We start from the raw sequence: 15,428 nt of genomic DNA, 5'->3' as shown, positions 1-15,428 counted from the left end.
AGCCTCATGTGACGGGCCGGGACGGGACTCACCCGTCCCGGCCCTTCGCGCACCCGGCCCTTCGCGCGCCCGGGTCTTCGCAGCGGGCGGGTCTTCGCAGCGGGCGGCGGCGTTCGCTACCGTGACTCCCGTGACCGCCCAGCCCGCAGCCCCCGACGCCTTCGAGACGAACCGCCGCTACCTGGGCTCGGTCGCCTACCGGCTGCTCGGCTCCTTCACCGACGCCGAGGACGTCCTCCAGGACGCCTGGCTGCGCTGGCAGGCCGCCGACCGCGCCGCCGTCGCCGACCCGCGCGCCTTCCTCACCACCGTGGTCACCCGGCTCTGCTACGACCAGCTCGGCTCCGCCCGGGCCCGCCGCGAGGCCTACTACGGCGAGTGGCTGCCGGAGCCGTCCGTCTCCTACGCGAGCGTCCCCGACTCCCCCGCCGAGCTGGCCGAACGCGGCGAGTCCGTCTCGCTCGCCCTGCTCGCCGTCCTGGAGCAGCTCAGCCCGGCCGAGCGGGCCGCCCTCGTGCTGCACGACGTGTTCGCGGTCGGCTTCGAGGACATCGCCGCCTCCCTGGACCGCACCCCCGACGCCACCCGCCAACTCGCGTCCCGGGCCCGCCGCCGGGTCAAGGACGGCGGCGGGCACTCCGACGACGCCGACCCGGCCGAGCACCGCCGGGCCGTCGAGGCGTTCGCCTCCGCCTGCACCAAGGGCGACATCCTGGGCCTGATGGAGATCCTCGACCCGGACGTGGTCTGGCACGCCGACGGCGGCGGCATCGTCCGCGCCGCCGCCCGCCCGGTGCGCGGCGCCGACAAGGTGGCCCGGCTGGTGGCCGGCCTGGTGGACAAGTGGTTCACCCCCGAGTTCGGGCTCGGCTACGCGACGGTCAACGGCGAGCCGGGCCTGCTCTGGTACGAGAAGGCCACCGGCACCGTCACCGGCGTGGTCGCCTTCGCCCTGGCCGACGGGCGGATCTCCGAGGCGTACGTCGTGGTCAACCCCGAGAAGCTCACTCGGATCAGCCCGGTCACGGCCTCCTGACACGACGCCCCGCGCGAACCTGTGACGCAGGTCACCGTCACATCCTGACCGGCCGCGTCGTCCCCCTCCCGAACAGCGCTCCACCGGAGCGGTCCCGCGAGGAGGCGGACGAGATGAGCAGCACCACCAGCACCGGCAAGCGGATCGTCGTACTGGGCGCCGGGTACGCCGGACTCACCGCGGCCAAGGGCGCCGGACGGCACCACACCGTCACCCTGGTCGCCCCCGAGGAGCGGCTCCTGCACCGCATCCGCCAGCACGAGACCGCGGCCGGCCGCGGCCGCGACTGGCCCGCCATCGGCGAACTGGCCCGCGGCCGCCGGATCGAGCACCGCCGGGCCCGGGCCGTCGACATCGACCCGGCCGGACACGAGGTCGTCTTGGACGACGGCACCACCCTCGGCTACGACACCCTGGTCTACGCCCTCGGCAGCCGCACCGCCTGGCACGGCGTCCCCGGCGCCGCCGAGCACGCCCACCCCGTGGAGCGCGCCGCCGAGGTGCGGCGCCTGATCCACGAGGCCGACCGCCCCGGCACCCTGGCCGTCGTCGGCGGCGGCGCCACCGGCATCGAACTGGCCACCGAACTCGCCGAGGCCCACCCCGGCCGGCGGGTGCGGATCGTCACGGCCGGGCAGGTCGGCGGCACCTACTCACCCAAGGGCCGCGCCCACATCCGGCGTGTCCTCGACCGGCTCGGCGTCGCCGTCCACGACAACGCCACCGTCACCGAGGTCACCCCGGACGGGCTGCGCACCACCGCAGGCCCGATCGGGGCCGACCTCACCGTGTGGGCCGCCTCGATGGAGCCGCACCCGCTGGCCGCCGAGGCCGGACTGGCCGTGGACGAGCACGGCCGGGCCCTGGTCGACGACCACCTGCGGTCGCTCTCGCACCCGGACGTCCACGTGATCGGCGACGCCGCCGCGGTCACCGTCCCCGGCGTCGGCACCCTGCGGATGGGCTGCGCCACCGCGCTGCCGCAGGGCCAGTACGTCGGCAGGCTGCTCGACGGGCGCACCTCGAAGCCGTTCTCGTTCAAGTACGTCGTGCAGTGCCTGAGCCTCGGTCGGCGGGACGGGCTGCTGCAGCTGGTCCACCCGGACGACTCGATGAAGCCCACCGTCCTCACCGGCACCGCGGGACGGCTGGCCAAGGCCGGGATCGTCAGCGCCGTCCTCGGCGCGCTCAAGTAGCCAGCGGGGCGTCCTGCGGGAACGGCGTCCTGCGCGAACGCGGAAGGGCCCGGGCGGGTGCCCGGGCCCTCCTGGTGCCGCTCGCCGCTACTTCTTGTCCTTCGGCGTCTCGGCGTCGGTGGACAGCGCGGCGATGAAGGCCTCCTGCGGGACCTCCACGCTGCCGACCATCTTCATCCGCTTCTTGCCTTCCTTCTGCTTCTCCAGCAGCTTCCGCTTACGGGAGATGTCACCGCCGTAGCACTTGGCGAGGACGTCCTTGCGGATCGCGCGGACCGTCTCACGGGCGATCACCCGGGAGCCGATGGCGGCCTGGATCGGCACCTCGAACTGCTGGCGCGGGATGAGCTTCTGCAGCTTGCCGGCCATCATCACGCCGTAGCTGTAGGCCTTGTCCTTGTGGACGATCGCGGAGAAGGCGTCCACCGCGTCGCCGTGCAGCAGGATGTCCACCTTGACCAGCTGCGCGCTCTGCTCGCCGATGGGCTCGTAGTCGAGCGAGGCGTAGCCGCGGGTCTTGGACTTCAACTGGTCGAAGAAGTCGAAGACGATCTCGGCCAGCGGCAGGGTGTAGCGCAGCTCGACCCGGTCCTCGGACAGGTAGTCCATGCCCTGGAGGCTGCCGCGGCGGGACTGGCAGAGCTCCATGATCGCGCCGACGAACTCGTTGGGCGCCAGGATGGTGCCGCGCACGACCGGCTCGTAGACCTCGGAGATCTTGCCGGACGGGAACTCGCTCGGGTTGGTGACGGTGTGCTCGGTGCCGTCCTCCATCACCACCCGGTAGACCACGTTCGGGGCGGTGGAGATCAGGTCGAGGTTGAACTCGCGCTCCAGGCGCTCCCGGATGATCTCCAGGTGCAGCAGGCCGAGGAAGCCGCAGCGGTAGCCGAAGCCGAGCGCGACCGAGGTCTCCGGCTCGTACACCAGGGCGGCGTCGTTGAGGCGCAGCTTGTCCAGGGCGTCGCGCAGCAGCGGGTAGTCCGAGCCGTCCAGCGGGTAGAGGCCGGAGAACACCATCGGACGCGGGTCCTTGTAGCCGCCGAGCGGCTCGGTGGCACCCTTGTGCATCGAGGTGATCGTGTCACCGACCTTGGACTGCCGGACGTCCTTCACGCCGGTGATGATGTAGCCCACCTCGCCGACGCCGAGGCCGTCGGCGACCTTCGGCTCGGGCGAGATGACGCCGATCTCCAGCAGCTCGTGGGTGGCGCCGGTGGACATCATCGCGATGCGCTCGCGCTTGGTGAGCTGACCGTCCACGACACGGACGTAGGTGACCACGCCGCGGTAGGAGTCGTACACCGAGTCGAAGATCATCGCGCGGGCCGGGGCGTCCGCCACACCGACCGGGGCCGGGACGGTGTTGACGATGTGGTCCAGCAGGTCCTCGACGCCGAGGCCGGTCTTCGCACTGACCTGGAGCACGTCGGAGGGGTCGCAGCCGATGATGTGGGCGATCTCGGCGGCGTACTTCTCCGGCTGGGCGGCCGGCAGGTCGATCTTGTTCAGGACCGGGACGATCGTGAGGTCGTTCTCCAGCGCCAGGTACAGGTTGGCGAGGGTCTGCGCCTCGATGCCCTGGGCCGCGTCGACCACCAGGATGGTGCCCTCGCAGGCCGCGAGGGAACGGGACACCTCGTACGTGAAGTCCACGTGGCCCGGGGTGTCGATCATGTTGAGGATGTGCGTCGTCCCGGCGTCCGGCCCGGTCTTGGGGGCCCACGGAAGGCGGACCGCCTGCGACTTGATGGTGATGCCGCGCTCGCGCTCGATGTCCATGCGGTCGAGGTACTGGGCACGCATCTGCCGTGGGTCGACGACGCCGGTGATCTGCAGCATCCGGTCTGCGAGCGTCGACTTGCCGTGGTCGATGTGGGCGATGATGCAGAAGTTGCGGATCAGCGCCGGGTCGGTACGGCTGGGCTCTGGCACATTGCTGGGGGTCGCGGGCACCTTGGTCCGATTCTCCGTTGGTCCGGGGCCGGGGGTGTCCGGATCATCGCTGACCGGCTATCCCGGGGACCGGACAGTCTCGTCCGATCGAAATAGTTCCTCCCATCTTCCCACGACTGCGGCACTGGACGCCGTTCGGGCACCTCGGAGCCTTCCGCCGCACGCCCTGAGGCGGCAGGATGGCCGTTCGTGATCCTGGAAAGCGCACTGCTCGACGTCCTGCCCGGCCGGGAGGAGGAGTTCCTCGCCGCCTTCGCCGAGGCCCGTCCGCTGATCGCCGTCCAGCGGGGCTTCCGCTCCCTGGAACTGCGCCGCTGCCTCGACGAGGGACGCGGCTCGCGCTTCCTGCTCCAGGTGGAGTGGGAGACGCTCGCCGACCACACCGAGGGGTTCCGCGGCTCGGCCGAGTACCAGCGGTGGCGGGAGCTGCTGCACCGGTTCTACCGACCGTTCCCGGAGGTCGAGCACTACGGCGAGCCGCTACTCGACGCGTAACGGGCACGATCCGTAAGCTAACCTGCCCAGCCGTGAGACGCATCGAACTGAGCCGCGCGCCCCGCGGAGCGCGGACAAGACGGCACAGCAAGGCCGAATCGGCCCAGACACGGCTCGGCTGGCTCGACGCGCTGCGCGGCCTCGCCGCCCTCGCGGTGGCCCTGCACCACTTCGGACTGCGGTTCTTCATCCCGCACGGCACGGCACTGACCCACCACTTCGACCTCGGCCTGTTCGGGGTGATGCTGTTCTTCCTGGTCAGCGGCTACATCGTGCCCGCCTCCCTGGAACGGCGGGGCGACATGCAGGCGTTCTGGGTCGGCCGGGTGTTCCGGATCTACCCGGCGCTCATCGTGGGCTTCGTCGCCGCGCTGGTGATCCTGCCGTCGGGACACAACCAGATGATCGACCGCGCGGTCTTCGAGCACCCGCTGCTCTCGCTGGGGGCCAACGGCCTGCTGCTCCAGGACCTGCTGGGCGTGCCCAACGCCATCAGCATCATGTGGAGCCTCACCTACGAGATGGTCTTCTACTACTTGGTGTCCGCCCTCTTCGTGCTCCGCAAGCACCGGCAGAGCGGACCGATCGCGGTGGGCTTCGCGACCTGCGCGGTCCTGCTCGGCGGGGTGCTCACCCCGGCGAACCTGGCCAGGCAGGGCCTGTCGACCGAGAACCTGATCCTGGCCGCCGGCCTCGTGGTGGCCATGGGCCTGTTCTGCGCCATCAGCGGCAACCCGCAGCTCACCCGCACCGGGGCCCTGCTGCTCGGCGTGCTCGGGTTGGTGCTGGCCTTCGGCAGCAGCCGGTCCGCCATGTTCGAGACGATGATGATCTTCGCGACCATGTTCGCCGGAACCGTCGTCTACCGCGCGGAGCACGGCCAGATCGACCGCATCCAGGCCTTCGCCTACTGCGCCTTCGTCTTCCTCGCCGGGGTGCTCGGCGGGCGCATGTACAACCACGGGGACGCACTGTGGCGGACCTGGACCACCAGCTGGATGGCGTGGTCCTTCGCCTACGCCGGGGCCTGGATCATGCTCGTCCTGGGCATGGCGCTCAGGAAGCGGCGGTTCCCGAAGGCGCTCACCTGGCTGGGCACCGTCAGCTACTCGGTGTACCTGCTGCACTGGCTGGTCATCGACGGCATGGACTGGCTCCACGGCATGCCGTGGCTCTTCCTCGGGACGCCGGCGCCGACGTCGACCAGGTTCGCGATCCTCTTCACCCTGACGTTCCTGGCCGCCACGCTCGTGGCCGCCTACCTGATGTACCGGCTGGTCGAGGTGCCGTTCCAGAAGCTCGGACGGCGGTTCCTGACCTGGCTCAAGCAGCACACCGGGGGCCCGGCCGACGCCCGGGGTACCGGCACCCCGGTCCCCGCCCAGGTTGCCCCGGCGGTCGGCGCTCCCGTCGCCCCCGGCTCCGCCACCCCCGCTCCCGTCACCCTCGACCCCGTACCGCCGGGTCGCTGAGACTGCCGGTTTGGGGCGGGCGGTCGGCCCCTGGTAGCGTGGGCTGCTGCACCTGGCCTCGGCATGCCCTCTCAGCTTGACCGCAGCCTTCGGGTGCAGCCCGTTCAATACCTTTTAGACAGACTGAGGCTCCTTCGTGGCGAACATCAAGTCCCAGATCAAGCGCAACAAGACCAACGAGAAGGCGCGCCTGCGCAACAAGGCCGTCAAGTCCTCGCTGAAGACCGCTCTGCGCAAGGCCCGTGAGGCCGCTGCCGCCGGCGAGACCGAGAAGGCCGTCGTGCTGGCCCGCGCCGCCTCCAAGGCGCTGGACAAGGCCGTGAGCAAGGGCGTCATCCACGCCAACCAGGCCGCCAACAAGAAGTCGGCCATCACCAAGCGCGTCAACGCGGCCGCCCAGGCCTGACACCCCCCCCCGGGGGCTCCGGCCCCCACCGCCTCGGACGACCCGGCCCTCTACCCGGAACCCTGAGGCGCGCGGTACTCGCACCGCACGCGGCCTGCGTTCGCCACGCGGGTGCGGTGCACACCAGCTGTACGACAGGCGCCGCAGCCGGTCTCTTCCCCAGAGGCCGACTGCGGCGCCTGTCGCGTTTCCCGCTCCGGCCGCTATGGTCGGTCGGTCACGCGCGACCGAGGTGCGTTCGAGGCGCGGGGAGCGCCCCGGGCGCCCGTCACGAGGGGGACTTCCATGACGACTCCACCGCCGCCGGGGCCGATACCGGGGCAGGGACCCGGGCAGGGAGCGAACCGGCCGGGGTACGGGTTCCCGCAGCAGACGCCGGGGGTGCCGGGGGCGGTCTCGACAGGTGCGCCCGCGCCGGGTTCGCAGGCTCCGACCGGTTTCGGTCCGCCGCCCGGGCTGCCCGCCGCACCGGGGGCGGCCGTTCCCGGGGCTGCTCCTTCGGCCTTCTCCGGGGCTGTTCCCACCGGCGGACCGGCCGGAGGCGGCTCCGGGAGCCGCTCCGGGGGCAACCTGCGCCGCAACGCCGTCTGGGCCTTCGTCGGCGCGGTGCTCGCCTCGGCCGGCTGGGCCACCGCCGTGACGGTCATCCCGGGCATGGTCAGCACCGACTCCTCGCCGCGCAGTCTCGGCAGCTACCACCTGTCGGACGACCTCTGCGCCACCGGGAAGCCCGCCCGGCTGCTGGAGAAGTACTCGGTCACCACGAGCAGCACCTCGCCGTCCCACCACACCGACCGGAACCCGGCCCTGGACAGCATGAACTGCTCGATGTCGCTCAAGCGGACCGGCGGCGACAGCGACAGCGAGTACGCCTCGGTCTACATGCGCGCCGACCTGCACAAGGCGGTGAACCCCGCGCCCGAGCTCTCGGCCAACAAGGAGGTCTACCGGTCGCGCGGCTACCAGATCACCAACATCACGGGGATCGGCGAGGAGGCGTACTTCGTGTACAAGGACGACGGCTCGGACAAGTACCACGACATCTACGCCGAGGTGGACATCCGCGACGGCGGGATGACGTACTACATCACCTACAGCGCCAACTACACCCAGGGGAAGGCCACCCCGCCATCCATGGACGACCTCCGCAACATGCTGCAGACCGACGCCGACAACGCCGTACGGGCCATGCGCAAGTAGCGCGAAGCGCCCCGAACCGTCAGTAGGCGGGGCGGGAGCCGGCCCGGGCGGCCCGGGCGACGGCGACCACCGCGCGCTCCAGGGCGAAGGCCGGGTCGTCCGAGCCGCCCTTGACGGCGGCGTCGGCCTGGGCGATCGCGGTCAGCGCGGTGGCCACCGCGTCACCGGTCCAGCCGCGCATCTGCTGGCGGACCCGGTCGACCTTCCACGGCGGCATGCCCAACTCGCGGGCCAGATCGGCCGGACGCATGTTCCGCCCGGTGGTCGCCAGCCGCCCGATGCTGCGCACGCCGGAGGCCAGCGCGTAGGTGATGCCGGTCGGCGGCTGCCCGACGGCCAGCGCCCAGCGCAGCCGCTCCAGCGCCTCCGCGGCCCGGCCGGTGACGGCCAGGTCGGCCACCTCGAAGCCGGTCGCCTCGGCCCGGCCGCTGTAGTAGCGGGCCACCACCGTCTCGTCGATCGTGCCCTCGACGTCCGAGGTCAGCTGGCTGCACGCGGCCGCCAGCTCGCGCAGATCGCTGCCGAGCGCGTCCAGCAGCGCCTGGCAGGCCTCCGGGGTCGCGGAGCGGCCCAACGTGCGGAACTCGCCCTTGACGAAGGCCAGCCGCTCGCTCGCCTTGGCCAGCTTGGCGCAGGCCACCTCGCGCCCGCCCGCCTTTCGACCGGCGTCCAGCAGGCCCTTGCCCTTGGCGCCGCCGGCGTGCACCAGCACCATGATCACTTCTTCGGCCGGGGCCTCGATGTACGCCTTGACCTCCTTCACCGAGTCGGCGGAGAGGTCCTGGGCGGCCCGGACCACGATCACCTTGCGCTCGGCGAACAGCGACGGCGTGGTCAGCTCGGCCAGGCTGCCGGGCTGCAGCCCGCCGGGCGGCAGGTCCCGTACGTCGGTGTCCGGGTCCGCCGCCTTCGCCGCGGCCACCACCTGGGCGACCGCGCGGTCCAGCAGCAGCTCTTCCTGGCCGACCGCGAGGGTCAGCGGGGCGAGCAGGTCGTCGGGTGCACTCTTCCTGGCCATCGCCTACCAGCATCCCACGCGGCGCGGACACTCCCGGCCGCCCGACCGGCCCCCGGACCGATCGACCGACCCGCCCGACCTGGACAATGGCGCGGTGACCGAGAACCACGCCACCGACCTCCCGGACGTCAACGACCCCTTCGTCCGCCAGCTGCTCGTCCTGCCCGACCGCGACGCCGCCGACGAGGCCGCCGAGGAACTCCGCGCCGATCTCCCGGACCTCGGCGAGCTGGAGATCGTCCGCGACGCCCTGGCCGGCGAGGACGACGCCGAGGACGCCCAGTGGCTCGTCGTCCTCGACCCCCCTGCCGACGGCTGGACCCCCGCCCTGCTCCACGCCCTCGACACCCTCGCCACCTCCTACGAAGGCTGGCGCGAGGAGGCCTGACCCCGGCACCACCCCTCCGGCGCGGACCCCACCACCCCTCCGGCGCAGTGTGCTCCGCTCTCCCGCTCGGAGCACACCGCCACCCGATTGACTGCGCATGCACACCAATCCCCTTGGCAGAGCGTCCAGTTGATGAGATTCAGCGAATTCCCGGATCTCTCCGCACAGGGGTTAAGCACTGTTCATGTCTCCGCCGCCGCCGGTATACCGAGCCCTCTGAACCTAGGACGGCACCGCCACAGCCACTTCCCCCTCCGCAGAAGTCTCCGTGACCCGTCGTTATGTCCGGCTGGCCGCCACCCTCGGCGCCGCCGGTGTGCTGGCCGGATCCACCGTCGCCCAGGCGGCCGCCGCCGAGGAGGGCCGCGGCGCCCACGCGAAGCACGTGCTGCTGGTCTCCGTCGACGGCCTGCACCAGTCGGACCTGGCCCGGTTCGTGGCCGAGCACCCGCAGTCGGCGCTGGCCCGGCTGGTCCGCGGCGGTGTCGAGTACACCCACGCGAGCACCACCAACCGTTCCTAAAGACTGAGCGGGAGTGAGTCCTGTTGCCAGAACCCTTGCTCAGCCGAACGCCCCGAACGGTGTTGGGCGTTCTGGTCCACCGCGTTCCTGCCGCGTTCAGCACCGCCGGATCGTGTCCGTGGTCCGGGTACGCGGGGGCGGTTTCCCTCGCTCCCCCGGGCACCGGGTCGGGCCTGGGTGGTCCGATGCCTGCCAGCATCGCTCTGGTGCTGGCAGGGCGGTGCCGTCCGTCGCCTGATCCGGTGCCCGAGGGCGCGTCTGCCGATGGCCACCGAAGCGGCGGCGTGTCGGCTGGTCTTGCGGTTTGTGGTGGTGAGGGGCTCTTGCCAGTGCTCGGCGCCCCACATGCTGGTGTATGCGGGATCGACGGCGATCACGCCGATGCCGGCTTCCGCGCACATCGACAGCAGGCGCGCGCGGAGCTTGCCGGTCGGGATGCCGGAGATCAGCTGCCGGAACCGCTTCTTGCGGCCGTGTTTCTCCCGCGTCCTGGAGTCGGTGAAGTCCAGATCCTCGATCGCGATGGCCAGCACGCCCGTGTCCCGCGCCCAGTGCAAGAGACGGGTGAGCGCGTGGCGCAGCTGGGCGTCGCGGTGGTCGGCCGACCCGGTCATGTCGTAGTCGAAGCGGCGGGGTGCGCCCATGGGGTTGCCGTGGGCGTCCAGGTGCCAGGCGGCGAGGTGGTCGGCGTTGGTGTCCACTCCGATGACGCCCTGGGCGCGAAGGGTGTCGAGTGGGAGGACCGGGAGGTCTTTGCGGGTCCACGAGGCGTCGAGGTACCAGCGCCCGGACGTGGTATCAAGATGGATGCGGTAGGCGACGGCTCGGTTCGTTTCGATGCGGTCGCGCCACTCCTCGCCCCGGTACGGAAAGTTCACCTTCGCAGCGAGGACGTACCGGCCGTGCCGGGCGTTCGCGTGTTCGGCAAGGGGAGCCGGAAGCCTGATCGACACTTGCCCGTCGGCAGTGACGCGGATCGTTTCGTTCCCGTACCGCTTGCCGGACTCGCCGTCAGCGGCGAGGAACCAGCGGGCGGCTTCCCACTCCCCACGCCACTGCTCCTGCGACTTCTCCGCCGCGTCCAAGTTGTGGCGGGTGTTCAGGAGTTTGCGGCCGCCGCGCACCACCGTCACCCGGCCAGCCTCGTGGTCGGCCCTCACCCGCCCGTACTCGCGCTCCAGATGCGCCAGGCGGCGCGACTGGGCGTGCCATTCCCGGCGCGAGCGGTACCCGCCGGGCTGCCGTTTGGTGCCCTTCTCGCCAATCGGCAGCGCGAGGCGGTGGCGGATCCCGGCGATCCCCGCGGCGAGTCCCTGCAGGTGCTGCCACTGCGCGGCGCGACAGGCCCCACTGGTCGTGCGTGGCCTTCGTGATGGACCCGGCCCAGCGCGACGACGACTGCGGGGTGAGGTCCCGCCTGCGGACTGCCCAGGTCTCGCTCGCGTGCTCCAGGCCGTCGGCGACGCGCCGGGCCAGATCCCGCGAGGCAAGGGAACCGAGGTGTCCGCCGACCAAACGCAGCACTGCGTCGTCCTCGGCGGTCAGGCCCTTGAGCCGGTCCCGGATGCACACACCTGATACAGCGTCGACGACGAACGGCCGAGCAATCTGCCGCAACACCGCCACCCCGCCCCTCCGCCCTCGTGAATCCTTCGACCACGCACATGCTGACACGCCTGGCAGCACCAGCAGCCCGAAACAGGAGAAGCGAAACCTTCTCGACAACACTTCAGCAGAAACCGGCAAAGTCACTCATGAACACCAAAGAACACTCAACAACACTCAGCTGCCAACGGTTCACCACCCCTCGGACTCCTTCCCCGGCATGGTCGCCCAGCTGACCGACGGCGGCCCGGGCACCACCGGCGTCTACTACGACGACACCTACAACGCCGCGCTGCTCCTGGCCGGCACCACCGACGGCAAGGGCGTCAAGCCCGGTGTCGAGGTGGACCTCACCGAGGACCTGGACAAGAACCAGGACGCGCTCGACGCCGGCCAGGGCCTCGCCGGCCTGCCCGGCTCCATCCTGCAGATGACCGGCCGGCCGCAAACCCTGCTCAACCCGGCCAAGCTGCCGGTCGACCCGCGCACCTGCAAGCCGGTCCACCCGCACTCCTACCTCCAGGTGAACACCGTCTTCGAGGTGGCCCGTCAGGCCGGTCTGCGCACGGCGTGGTCGGACAAGCACGCCGCCTACGACATCCTCAACGGCCCCTCGGGCGAGGGCATCCAGGACCTCTTCACCCCGGAGATCAACAGCAACGCGACCGGGTACAACGGCGACTGGACCAAGGACAACAAGGCCACCGAGCAGTACGACTCGTACAAGGTGCAGGCCGTCCTCAACGAGATCGACGGCTACGACCACAGCCGTTCGGAGCAGGTCGGCACCCCGGCGGTGTTCGGCCTGAACTTCCAGTCGGTCTCCACCGCGCAGAAGCTCAAGAGCTCCCAGGGCCTCCAGGGCGGCTACGTCAGCAAGGGCGTGCCCGGTCCGCTGGTCGAGAAGAACCTGGAGTTCGTCGACCAGCAGCTCGGCGCGCTGACCGAGGAGCTGCGCAAGCAGCACCTGGACGGCTCCACCACCGTGATCCTCTCGGCCAAGCACGGCCAGTCCCCGATCGACCCGACCGCGCTCAACCGGATCGACGACGGCCCGCTGCTGGACGGCCTCAACGCCGCCTGGAAGGCCGCCCACCCGGGCGCCGGCGACCTGGTCGCCCACGCGGTCGACGACGACGGCGTGCTGCTCTGGCTGAACGACCGCTCCGCGGCCGCCACCGAGTTCGCCAAGAACTACCTGCTGGCGCAGAGCGGCACCGGCGTCGACATCAACGGCAAGGCCCGCCCCTTCACCCACAGCGGCGTCGAGAAGATCTACGCCGGCGAGGAGGCCGCCGACCACTTCCACGTCACGCCGGGCGACGCCCGCGTGCCGGACGTCGTCGGCGTCGCGCAGTACGGCGTCGTCTACACCGGCGGCAGCAAGATCGCCGAGCACGGCGGTGCCCACGCCGACGACCTGAACGTGCCGCTGGTCGTCTCCGGCGCCGCCACCCCGGGCGGTGTCCGCCAGGACGAGAAGGTCGAGACCAAGCAGATCGCGCCGACCATCCTGAAGCTCCTCGGCCTCAAGCCCAACGCGCTCCAGGCCGTCCGCGAGGAGCACACCCGGGTGCTGCCGACCCGCTGACCCCTCCGGTCCCGCAATCGTCCACTCCCCGCACCTCGTCCCCAGGCCGGTGATGCTTCTTCGCGGCGCGCTCCGGGCCTGCCCGGAGCGCGCCGCAATCGGGTCAGGTTGCGGACGCCGTCTCGCGCCCCCTGCGGGTGCGGTGGTGGAAGATCTCTCCGAAGGTCTGCCGCCAACCATTGGGATCGATGTAATGCATGGCGATCACGGCGGCGATGACGGCACCGGTCAGGTCGTTCTGCACCTCGGCCCACGTGTGGTCGTCGGTGCAGGTGGTGAGCCCCTTGAGGCCGTGCAGGGCGTGCATGGCCTCGCCCGCTTCCTCGGCGACCTTGCCGACCTGCAGGGCCTTCAACTCCTCCGGCTCCAGATCCGCGCCGGCGGCGCGGCACACGGCCGACAGGTTCTCGATCGAGTCGAAGAGGTCTTCCATGGTGGTGATCCTTTCTGCGGTTACACGGTGGGTTGGGGCCGACCGAGCTGATGGACGGTCCATCCGTGGGTGCGCCACAATTCGGCGTCCAGGATGTTCCGCAGGTCGATGACGAGCGGGTTGTTCACCAGCGGCCGGAGCTCAGCGGGGTTGGCTGCGCGGAACTGCGGCCACTCGGTGCCGATCACGACCGCATCCGCCTGCTGGCAGGCGTCGGCGTGGGTGTCGGCGTAGTCGAGTTCGGGGTGTCGGACGGTCGCAGTCGCGTTGGCGTGCGGGTCGTGGACGGTGACCTGCGCGCCTCGGGTATGCAGCAGCGATGCGAGGGCGAGCGCCGGGGATTCCCGGACGTCGTTGGTGCCAGCCTTGAAGGACGCACCCCACATGGCAATCTGGGCGCCCCTCAGGGGCCGTGCCAGGTGGGATTCGATCAGGTCGGCAGCGGCGCGCGGCCGGTTCTCGTTGATGCGCTCGGCCGCTCGCAGCAGCTCGGCCGCGTCGTCGGCGCCGAGGTGGGCGGCGGAAGCGGTGAATGCCCTAACGTCCTTGGGCAGGCAGCCGCCGCCGTAGCCGATGCCGGGCTGCAAGCCACCGGCACCGATGCGCGGGTCCATGCCGAGGGCCTGCACCAGCGTGATCACGTCGGCGCCAGCGGCGGTGCACATGTCGGCCACGGCATTGATGAACGACACCTTGAGGCCAAGGAAGGTGTTCGCGGCGCCCTTGATCAGTTCGGCCGTCTCCGGGGTGGTGACGAACAGCGGGCAACCGTCGGCGAGGATCGGCGCGAACACCTCGCGCACGACGGCTTCAGCGTCGGGACTAGTCAGCCCGACCACAAGCCGGTCCGGTCGCAGGGTGTCTTCGACGGCGTGGCCCTCGCGCAAGAACTCGGGATTCCACACCACCTGCACCCTTTCGCCGGCCGGGGCGAGACGCTGAGCGAGCCGGGTCAGGCGGGCGGTGGTGCCGACGGTGACGGTCGACTTCCCGATGATCGCGCACGGCCGTGTCAGGTGCGGCGCGAGCGCGCGGGCGGCGCCGAAGACCTGTCCGGAGTCGTAGGATCGGCCGTCGGCGTCGATCGGCGTTCCGACCGCGAGGAAGTGCACGTCGGCGAACGCGGCGGCCTCGGTGATGCTGGTCGTGAACCGCAGTTGCCCCGAGCCGGTGTGCTTCGTGAGCAGTTCGGGCAGTCCGGCTTCGAAGATCGGGGCTTCGCCCTGGTTGAGCCGGCCGATCTTGTCGGCGTCGAGATCGACGCCCAGGACTTCGTGGCCGAGGTGGGCCATCCCGGCGGCGTGGGGGATGCCGAGGTGGCCGCAGCCGATCACCGAAACGCGCATCTTGATCCTTGTCGAAGTGGAGTGGTCGCGGGGCGCACGAGTGAGTGCGCTCCCGCGACGCTACCGGCCCGATGCGGGCCATCCGACTGCTATATGACGACAAGTCACACCGTGACGTTCAGCAGCTCGCACAGGCGGAGCAGGGCCGGGATCGCCAGCTGACGAACGACGACGTCGCCGGTGCGGGCTCCCTCGATCGGGTAAGGCTTGAAGGCGCCGTTCTCCACCAGCCCTTCGGGGTCCACGAAGAAGATGCGCATGCCCGTCTCGCGGGCGCGTTGCTGGACCGCGCGCCGGTCGGCGTGCAGGCCGACGACCAACAGGGACCGAGCCTCGGGCAGCAACGGCACCGGCGGGATCTTCTGGTCGTAGCGACGTACGAATACCTCGTGCAGCCCAGCCCGCGCCGGGAGGGTGTCGAAGTTGTGCGTGATCACCGGGCCGACCATGTGACCGGCGGCGTGAAGGGCCTTGAGCGCGTGGTGCGCGGGCGTCGGTTCGGCGAGGAAGCACGCGCGGAACATGGTGACCAAGTCAGGCGCCTTGGTGTCGGCGCCGAGCAGCATCTCCGGCACCAGCGCGTCAGCCCCGGGACTCAGGGTGAAGGCGTGGGACTGCGTCAGGGCGTTGGGAGAAGAAAGCTTTTCGAGCGGCGGGGGGGGGGGGCGGGGGGCCGGCGCCCCCCCCCCACGGTCTTGCCGTCGCCCCCCCACCCCCCCCACCCCCCCACCCCCACCACCCCCACCAAAGCCCCCACCCCGAG

The 15,428-nt window shown here is 71.0% G+C and carries 14 protein-coding genes and 1 pseudogene; 9 read left to right on the top strand and 6 right to left on the bottom strand.

Translation table 11 applies throughout. From position 1 onward, the window contains the following. Positions 1 to 130: 130 nt before the first annotated feature. Both sigJ and ACGF12_RS10045 read left to right on the top strand, forming a co-directional pair. Complete coding sequence (sigJ, locus tag ACGF12_RS10050; RefSeq protein WP_393027778.1) at positions 131 to 1,036, top strand: RNA polymerase sigma factor SigJ; 906 nt, start codon at positions 131 to 133, stop codon at positions 1,034 to 1,036. A 113-nt stretch (positions 1,037 to 1,149) separates the two neighbouring features. Then, positions 1,150 to 2,232, top strand: a complete 1,083-nt coding sequence (locus tag ACGF12_RS10045) for an NAD(P)/FAD-dependent oxidoreductase (RefSeq protein WP_393027776.1) — start codon at positions 1,150 to 1,152, stop codon at positions 2,230 to 2,232. An 87-nt stretch (positions 2,233 to 2,319) separates the two neighbouring features. Here ACGF12_RS10045 and lepA read toward each other — a convergent pair whose 3' ends face one another. Continuing rightward, a complete protein-coding gene (lepA, locus tag ACGF12_RS10040) occupies positions 2,320 to 4,188 on the bottom strand; it encodes a translation elongation factor 4 (RefSeq protein ID WP_393027774.1) in 1,869 nt (622 codons plus the stop codon). Positions 4,189 to 4,377: 189 nt separating this feature from the next. Between lepA and ACGF12_RS10035 the strand changes: the two genes are divergently transcribed. From ACGF12_RS10035 to ACGF12_RS10020, 4 genes are all read left to right on the top strand, one after another. After that, entirely contained in the window at positions 4,378 to 4,683 is a 306-nt protein-coding gene (locus tag ACGF12_RS10035) for an antibiotic biosynthesis monooxygenase family protein (RefSeq protein ID WP_393027772.1), read from the top strand. Between the two features lie 32 nt (positions 4,684 to 4,715). Continuing rightward, on the top strand, positions 4,716 to 6,155 hold the full coding sequence (locus ACGF12_RS10030) for an acyltransferase family protein (protein WP_393027770.1): 1,440 nt from the start codon (positions 4,716 to 4,718) through the stop codon (positions 6,153 to 6,155). Positions 6,156 to 6,291: 136 nt separating this feature from the next. Next, positions 6,292 to 6,561 carry a 30S ribosomal protein S20 gene (gene rpsT, locus ACGF12_RS10025; RefSeq protein ID WP_196951699.1) on the top strand — a complete coding sequence of 90 codons (270 nt, stop codon included), beginning with the start codon at positions 6,292 to 6,294 and terminating at the stop codon, positions 6,559 to 6,561. Between the two features lie 285 nt (positions 6,562 to 6,846). Next, positions 6,847 to 7,761: a hypothetical protein gene (locus ACGF12_RS10020; protein ID WP_393027768.1), complete on the top strand. Its 915-nt coding sequence runs from the start codon at positions 6,847 to 6,849 to the stop codon at positions 7,759 to 7,761. Positions 7,762 to 7,780: 19 nt separating this feature from the next. Here the strand turns inward: ACGF12_RS10020 and holA are convergent, their stop codons facing one another. Further along, positions 7,781 to 8,779, bottom strand: a complete 999-nt coding sequence (gene holA / locus ACGF12_RS10015) for a DNA polymerase III subunit delta (protein WP_393027767.1) — start codon at positions 8,777 to 8,779, stop codon at positions 7,781 to 7,783. Positions 8,780 to 8,873: 94 nt separating this feature from the next. Between holA and ACGF12_RS10010 the strand changes: the two genes are divergently transcribed. Together ACGF12_RS10010 and ACGF12_RS10005 are read left to right on the top strand one after the other, a co-directional pair. After that, positions 8,874 to 9,167: a hypothetical protein gene (locus ACGF12_RS10010; protein ID WP_393027765.1), complete on the top strand. Its 294-nt coding sequence runs from the start codon at positions 8,874 to 8,876 to the stop codon at positions 9,165 to 9,167. Between the two features lie 268 nt (positions 9,168 to 9,435). Further along, positions 9,436 to 9,690 (top strand): hypothetical protein, encoded by a 255-nt coding sequence (locus ACGF12_RS10005; protein ID WP_393027763.1) that lies wholly within the window; start codon positions 9,436 to 9,438, stop codon positions 9,688 to 9,690. Here the strand turns inward: ACGF12_RS10005 and ACGF12_RS10000 are convergent. After that, positions 9,687 to 11,316 (bottom strand): annotated as a pseudogene (locus ACGF12_RS10000) (IS200/IS605 family accessory protein TnpB-related protein). The gene ACGF12_RS10005 and the pseudogene ACGF12_RS10000 overlap by 4 nt on opposite strands. Here ACGF12_RS10000 and ACGF12_RS09995 point away from each other — a divergent pair. Then, positions 11,255 to 12,886, top strand: a complete 1,632-nt coding sequence (locus ACGF12_RS09995) for an alkaline phosphatase family protein (protein WP_393027761.1) — start codon at positions 11,255 to 11,257, stop codon at positions 12,884 to 12,886. The pseudogene ACGF12_RS10000 and the gene ACGF12_RS09995 sit on opposite strands and share 62 nt — an antisense overlap. A gap of 103 nt (positions 12,887 to 12,989) precedes the next feature. Here ACGF12_RS09995 and ACGF12_RS09990 read toward each other — a convergent pair whose 3' ends face one another. From ACGF12_RS09990 to ACGF12_RS09980, 3 genes are all read right to left on the bottom strand, one after another. Beyond that, positions 12,990 to 13,319 (bottom strand): MazG-like family protein, encoded by a 330-nt coding sequence (locus tag ACGF12_RS09990; RefSeq protein ID WP_393027759.1) that lies wholly within the window; start codon positions 13,317 to 13,319, stop codon positions 12,990 to 12,992. 20 nt (positions 13,320 to 13,339) lie between these two features. Next, positions 13,340 to 14,665, bottom strand: a complete 1,326-nt coding sequence (locus ACGF12_RS09985) for a UDP-glucose dehydrogenase family protein (protein ID WP_393027758.1) — start codon at positions 14,663 to 14,665, stop codon at positions 13,340 to 13,342. A gap of 104 nt (positions 14,666 to 14,769) precedes the next feature. Continuing rightward, entirely contained in the window at positions 14,770 to 15,231 is a 462-nt protein-coding gene (locus tag ACGF12_RS09980; RefSeq protein ID WP_393027756.1) for a hypothetical protein, read from the bottom strand. Between the last annotated feature and the right edge of the window lie 197 nt (positions 15,232 to 15,428).

Origin of the sequence: Kitasatospora sp. NPDC048296 (genome assembly GCF_043201815.1) — a bacterium.
GTDB lineage: Bacteria > Actinomycetota > Actinomycetes > Streptomycetales > Streptomycetaceae > Kitasatospora.
This window is presented reverse-complemented; position numbering and strand designations above follow the sequence as displayed.

What these genes read in the sequence shown, in the direction of transcription:
- ACGF12_RS10045 (WP_393027776.1), top strand. Translation starts at nt 1,150, where the DNA reads ATGAGCAGCACCACCAGCACCGGCAAGCGGATCGTCGTACTGGGCGCC.
- ACGF12_RS10020 (WP_393027768.1), top strand. Translation starts at nt 6,847, where the DNA reads ATGACGACTCCACCGCCGCCGGGGCCGATACCGGGGCAGGGACCCGGG.
- holA (WP_393027767.1), bottom strand. Translation starts at nt 8,779, where the DNA reads ATGGCCAGGAAGAGTGCACCCGACGACCTGCTCGCCCCGCTGACCCTC.
- ACGF12_RS09995 (WP_393027761.1), top strand. Translation starts at nt 11,255, where the DNA reads ATGCACACACCTGATACAGCGTCGACGACGAACGGCCGAGCAATCTGC.
- ACGF12_RS09990 (WP_393027759.1), bottom strand. Translation starts at nt 13,319, where the DNA reads ATGGAAGACCTCTTCGACTCGATCGAGAACCTGTCGGCCGTGTGCCGC.
- ACGF12_RS09985 (WP_393027758.1), bottom strand. Translation starts at nt 14,665, where the DNA reads ATGCGCGTTTCGGTGATCGGCTGCGGCCACCTCGGCATCCCCCACGCC.
- ACGF12_RS09980 (WP_393027756.1), bottom strand. Translation starts at nt 15,231, where the DNA reads ATGCTGCTCGGCGCCGACACCAAGGCGCCTGACTTGGTCACCATGTTC.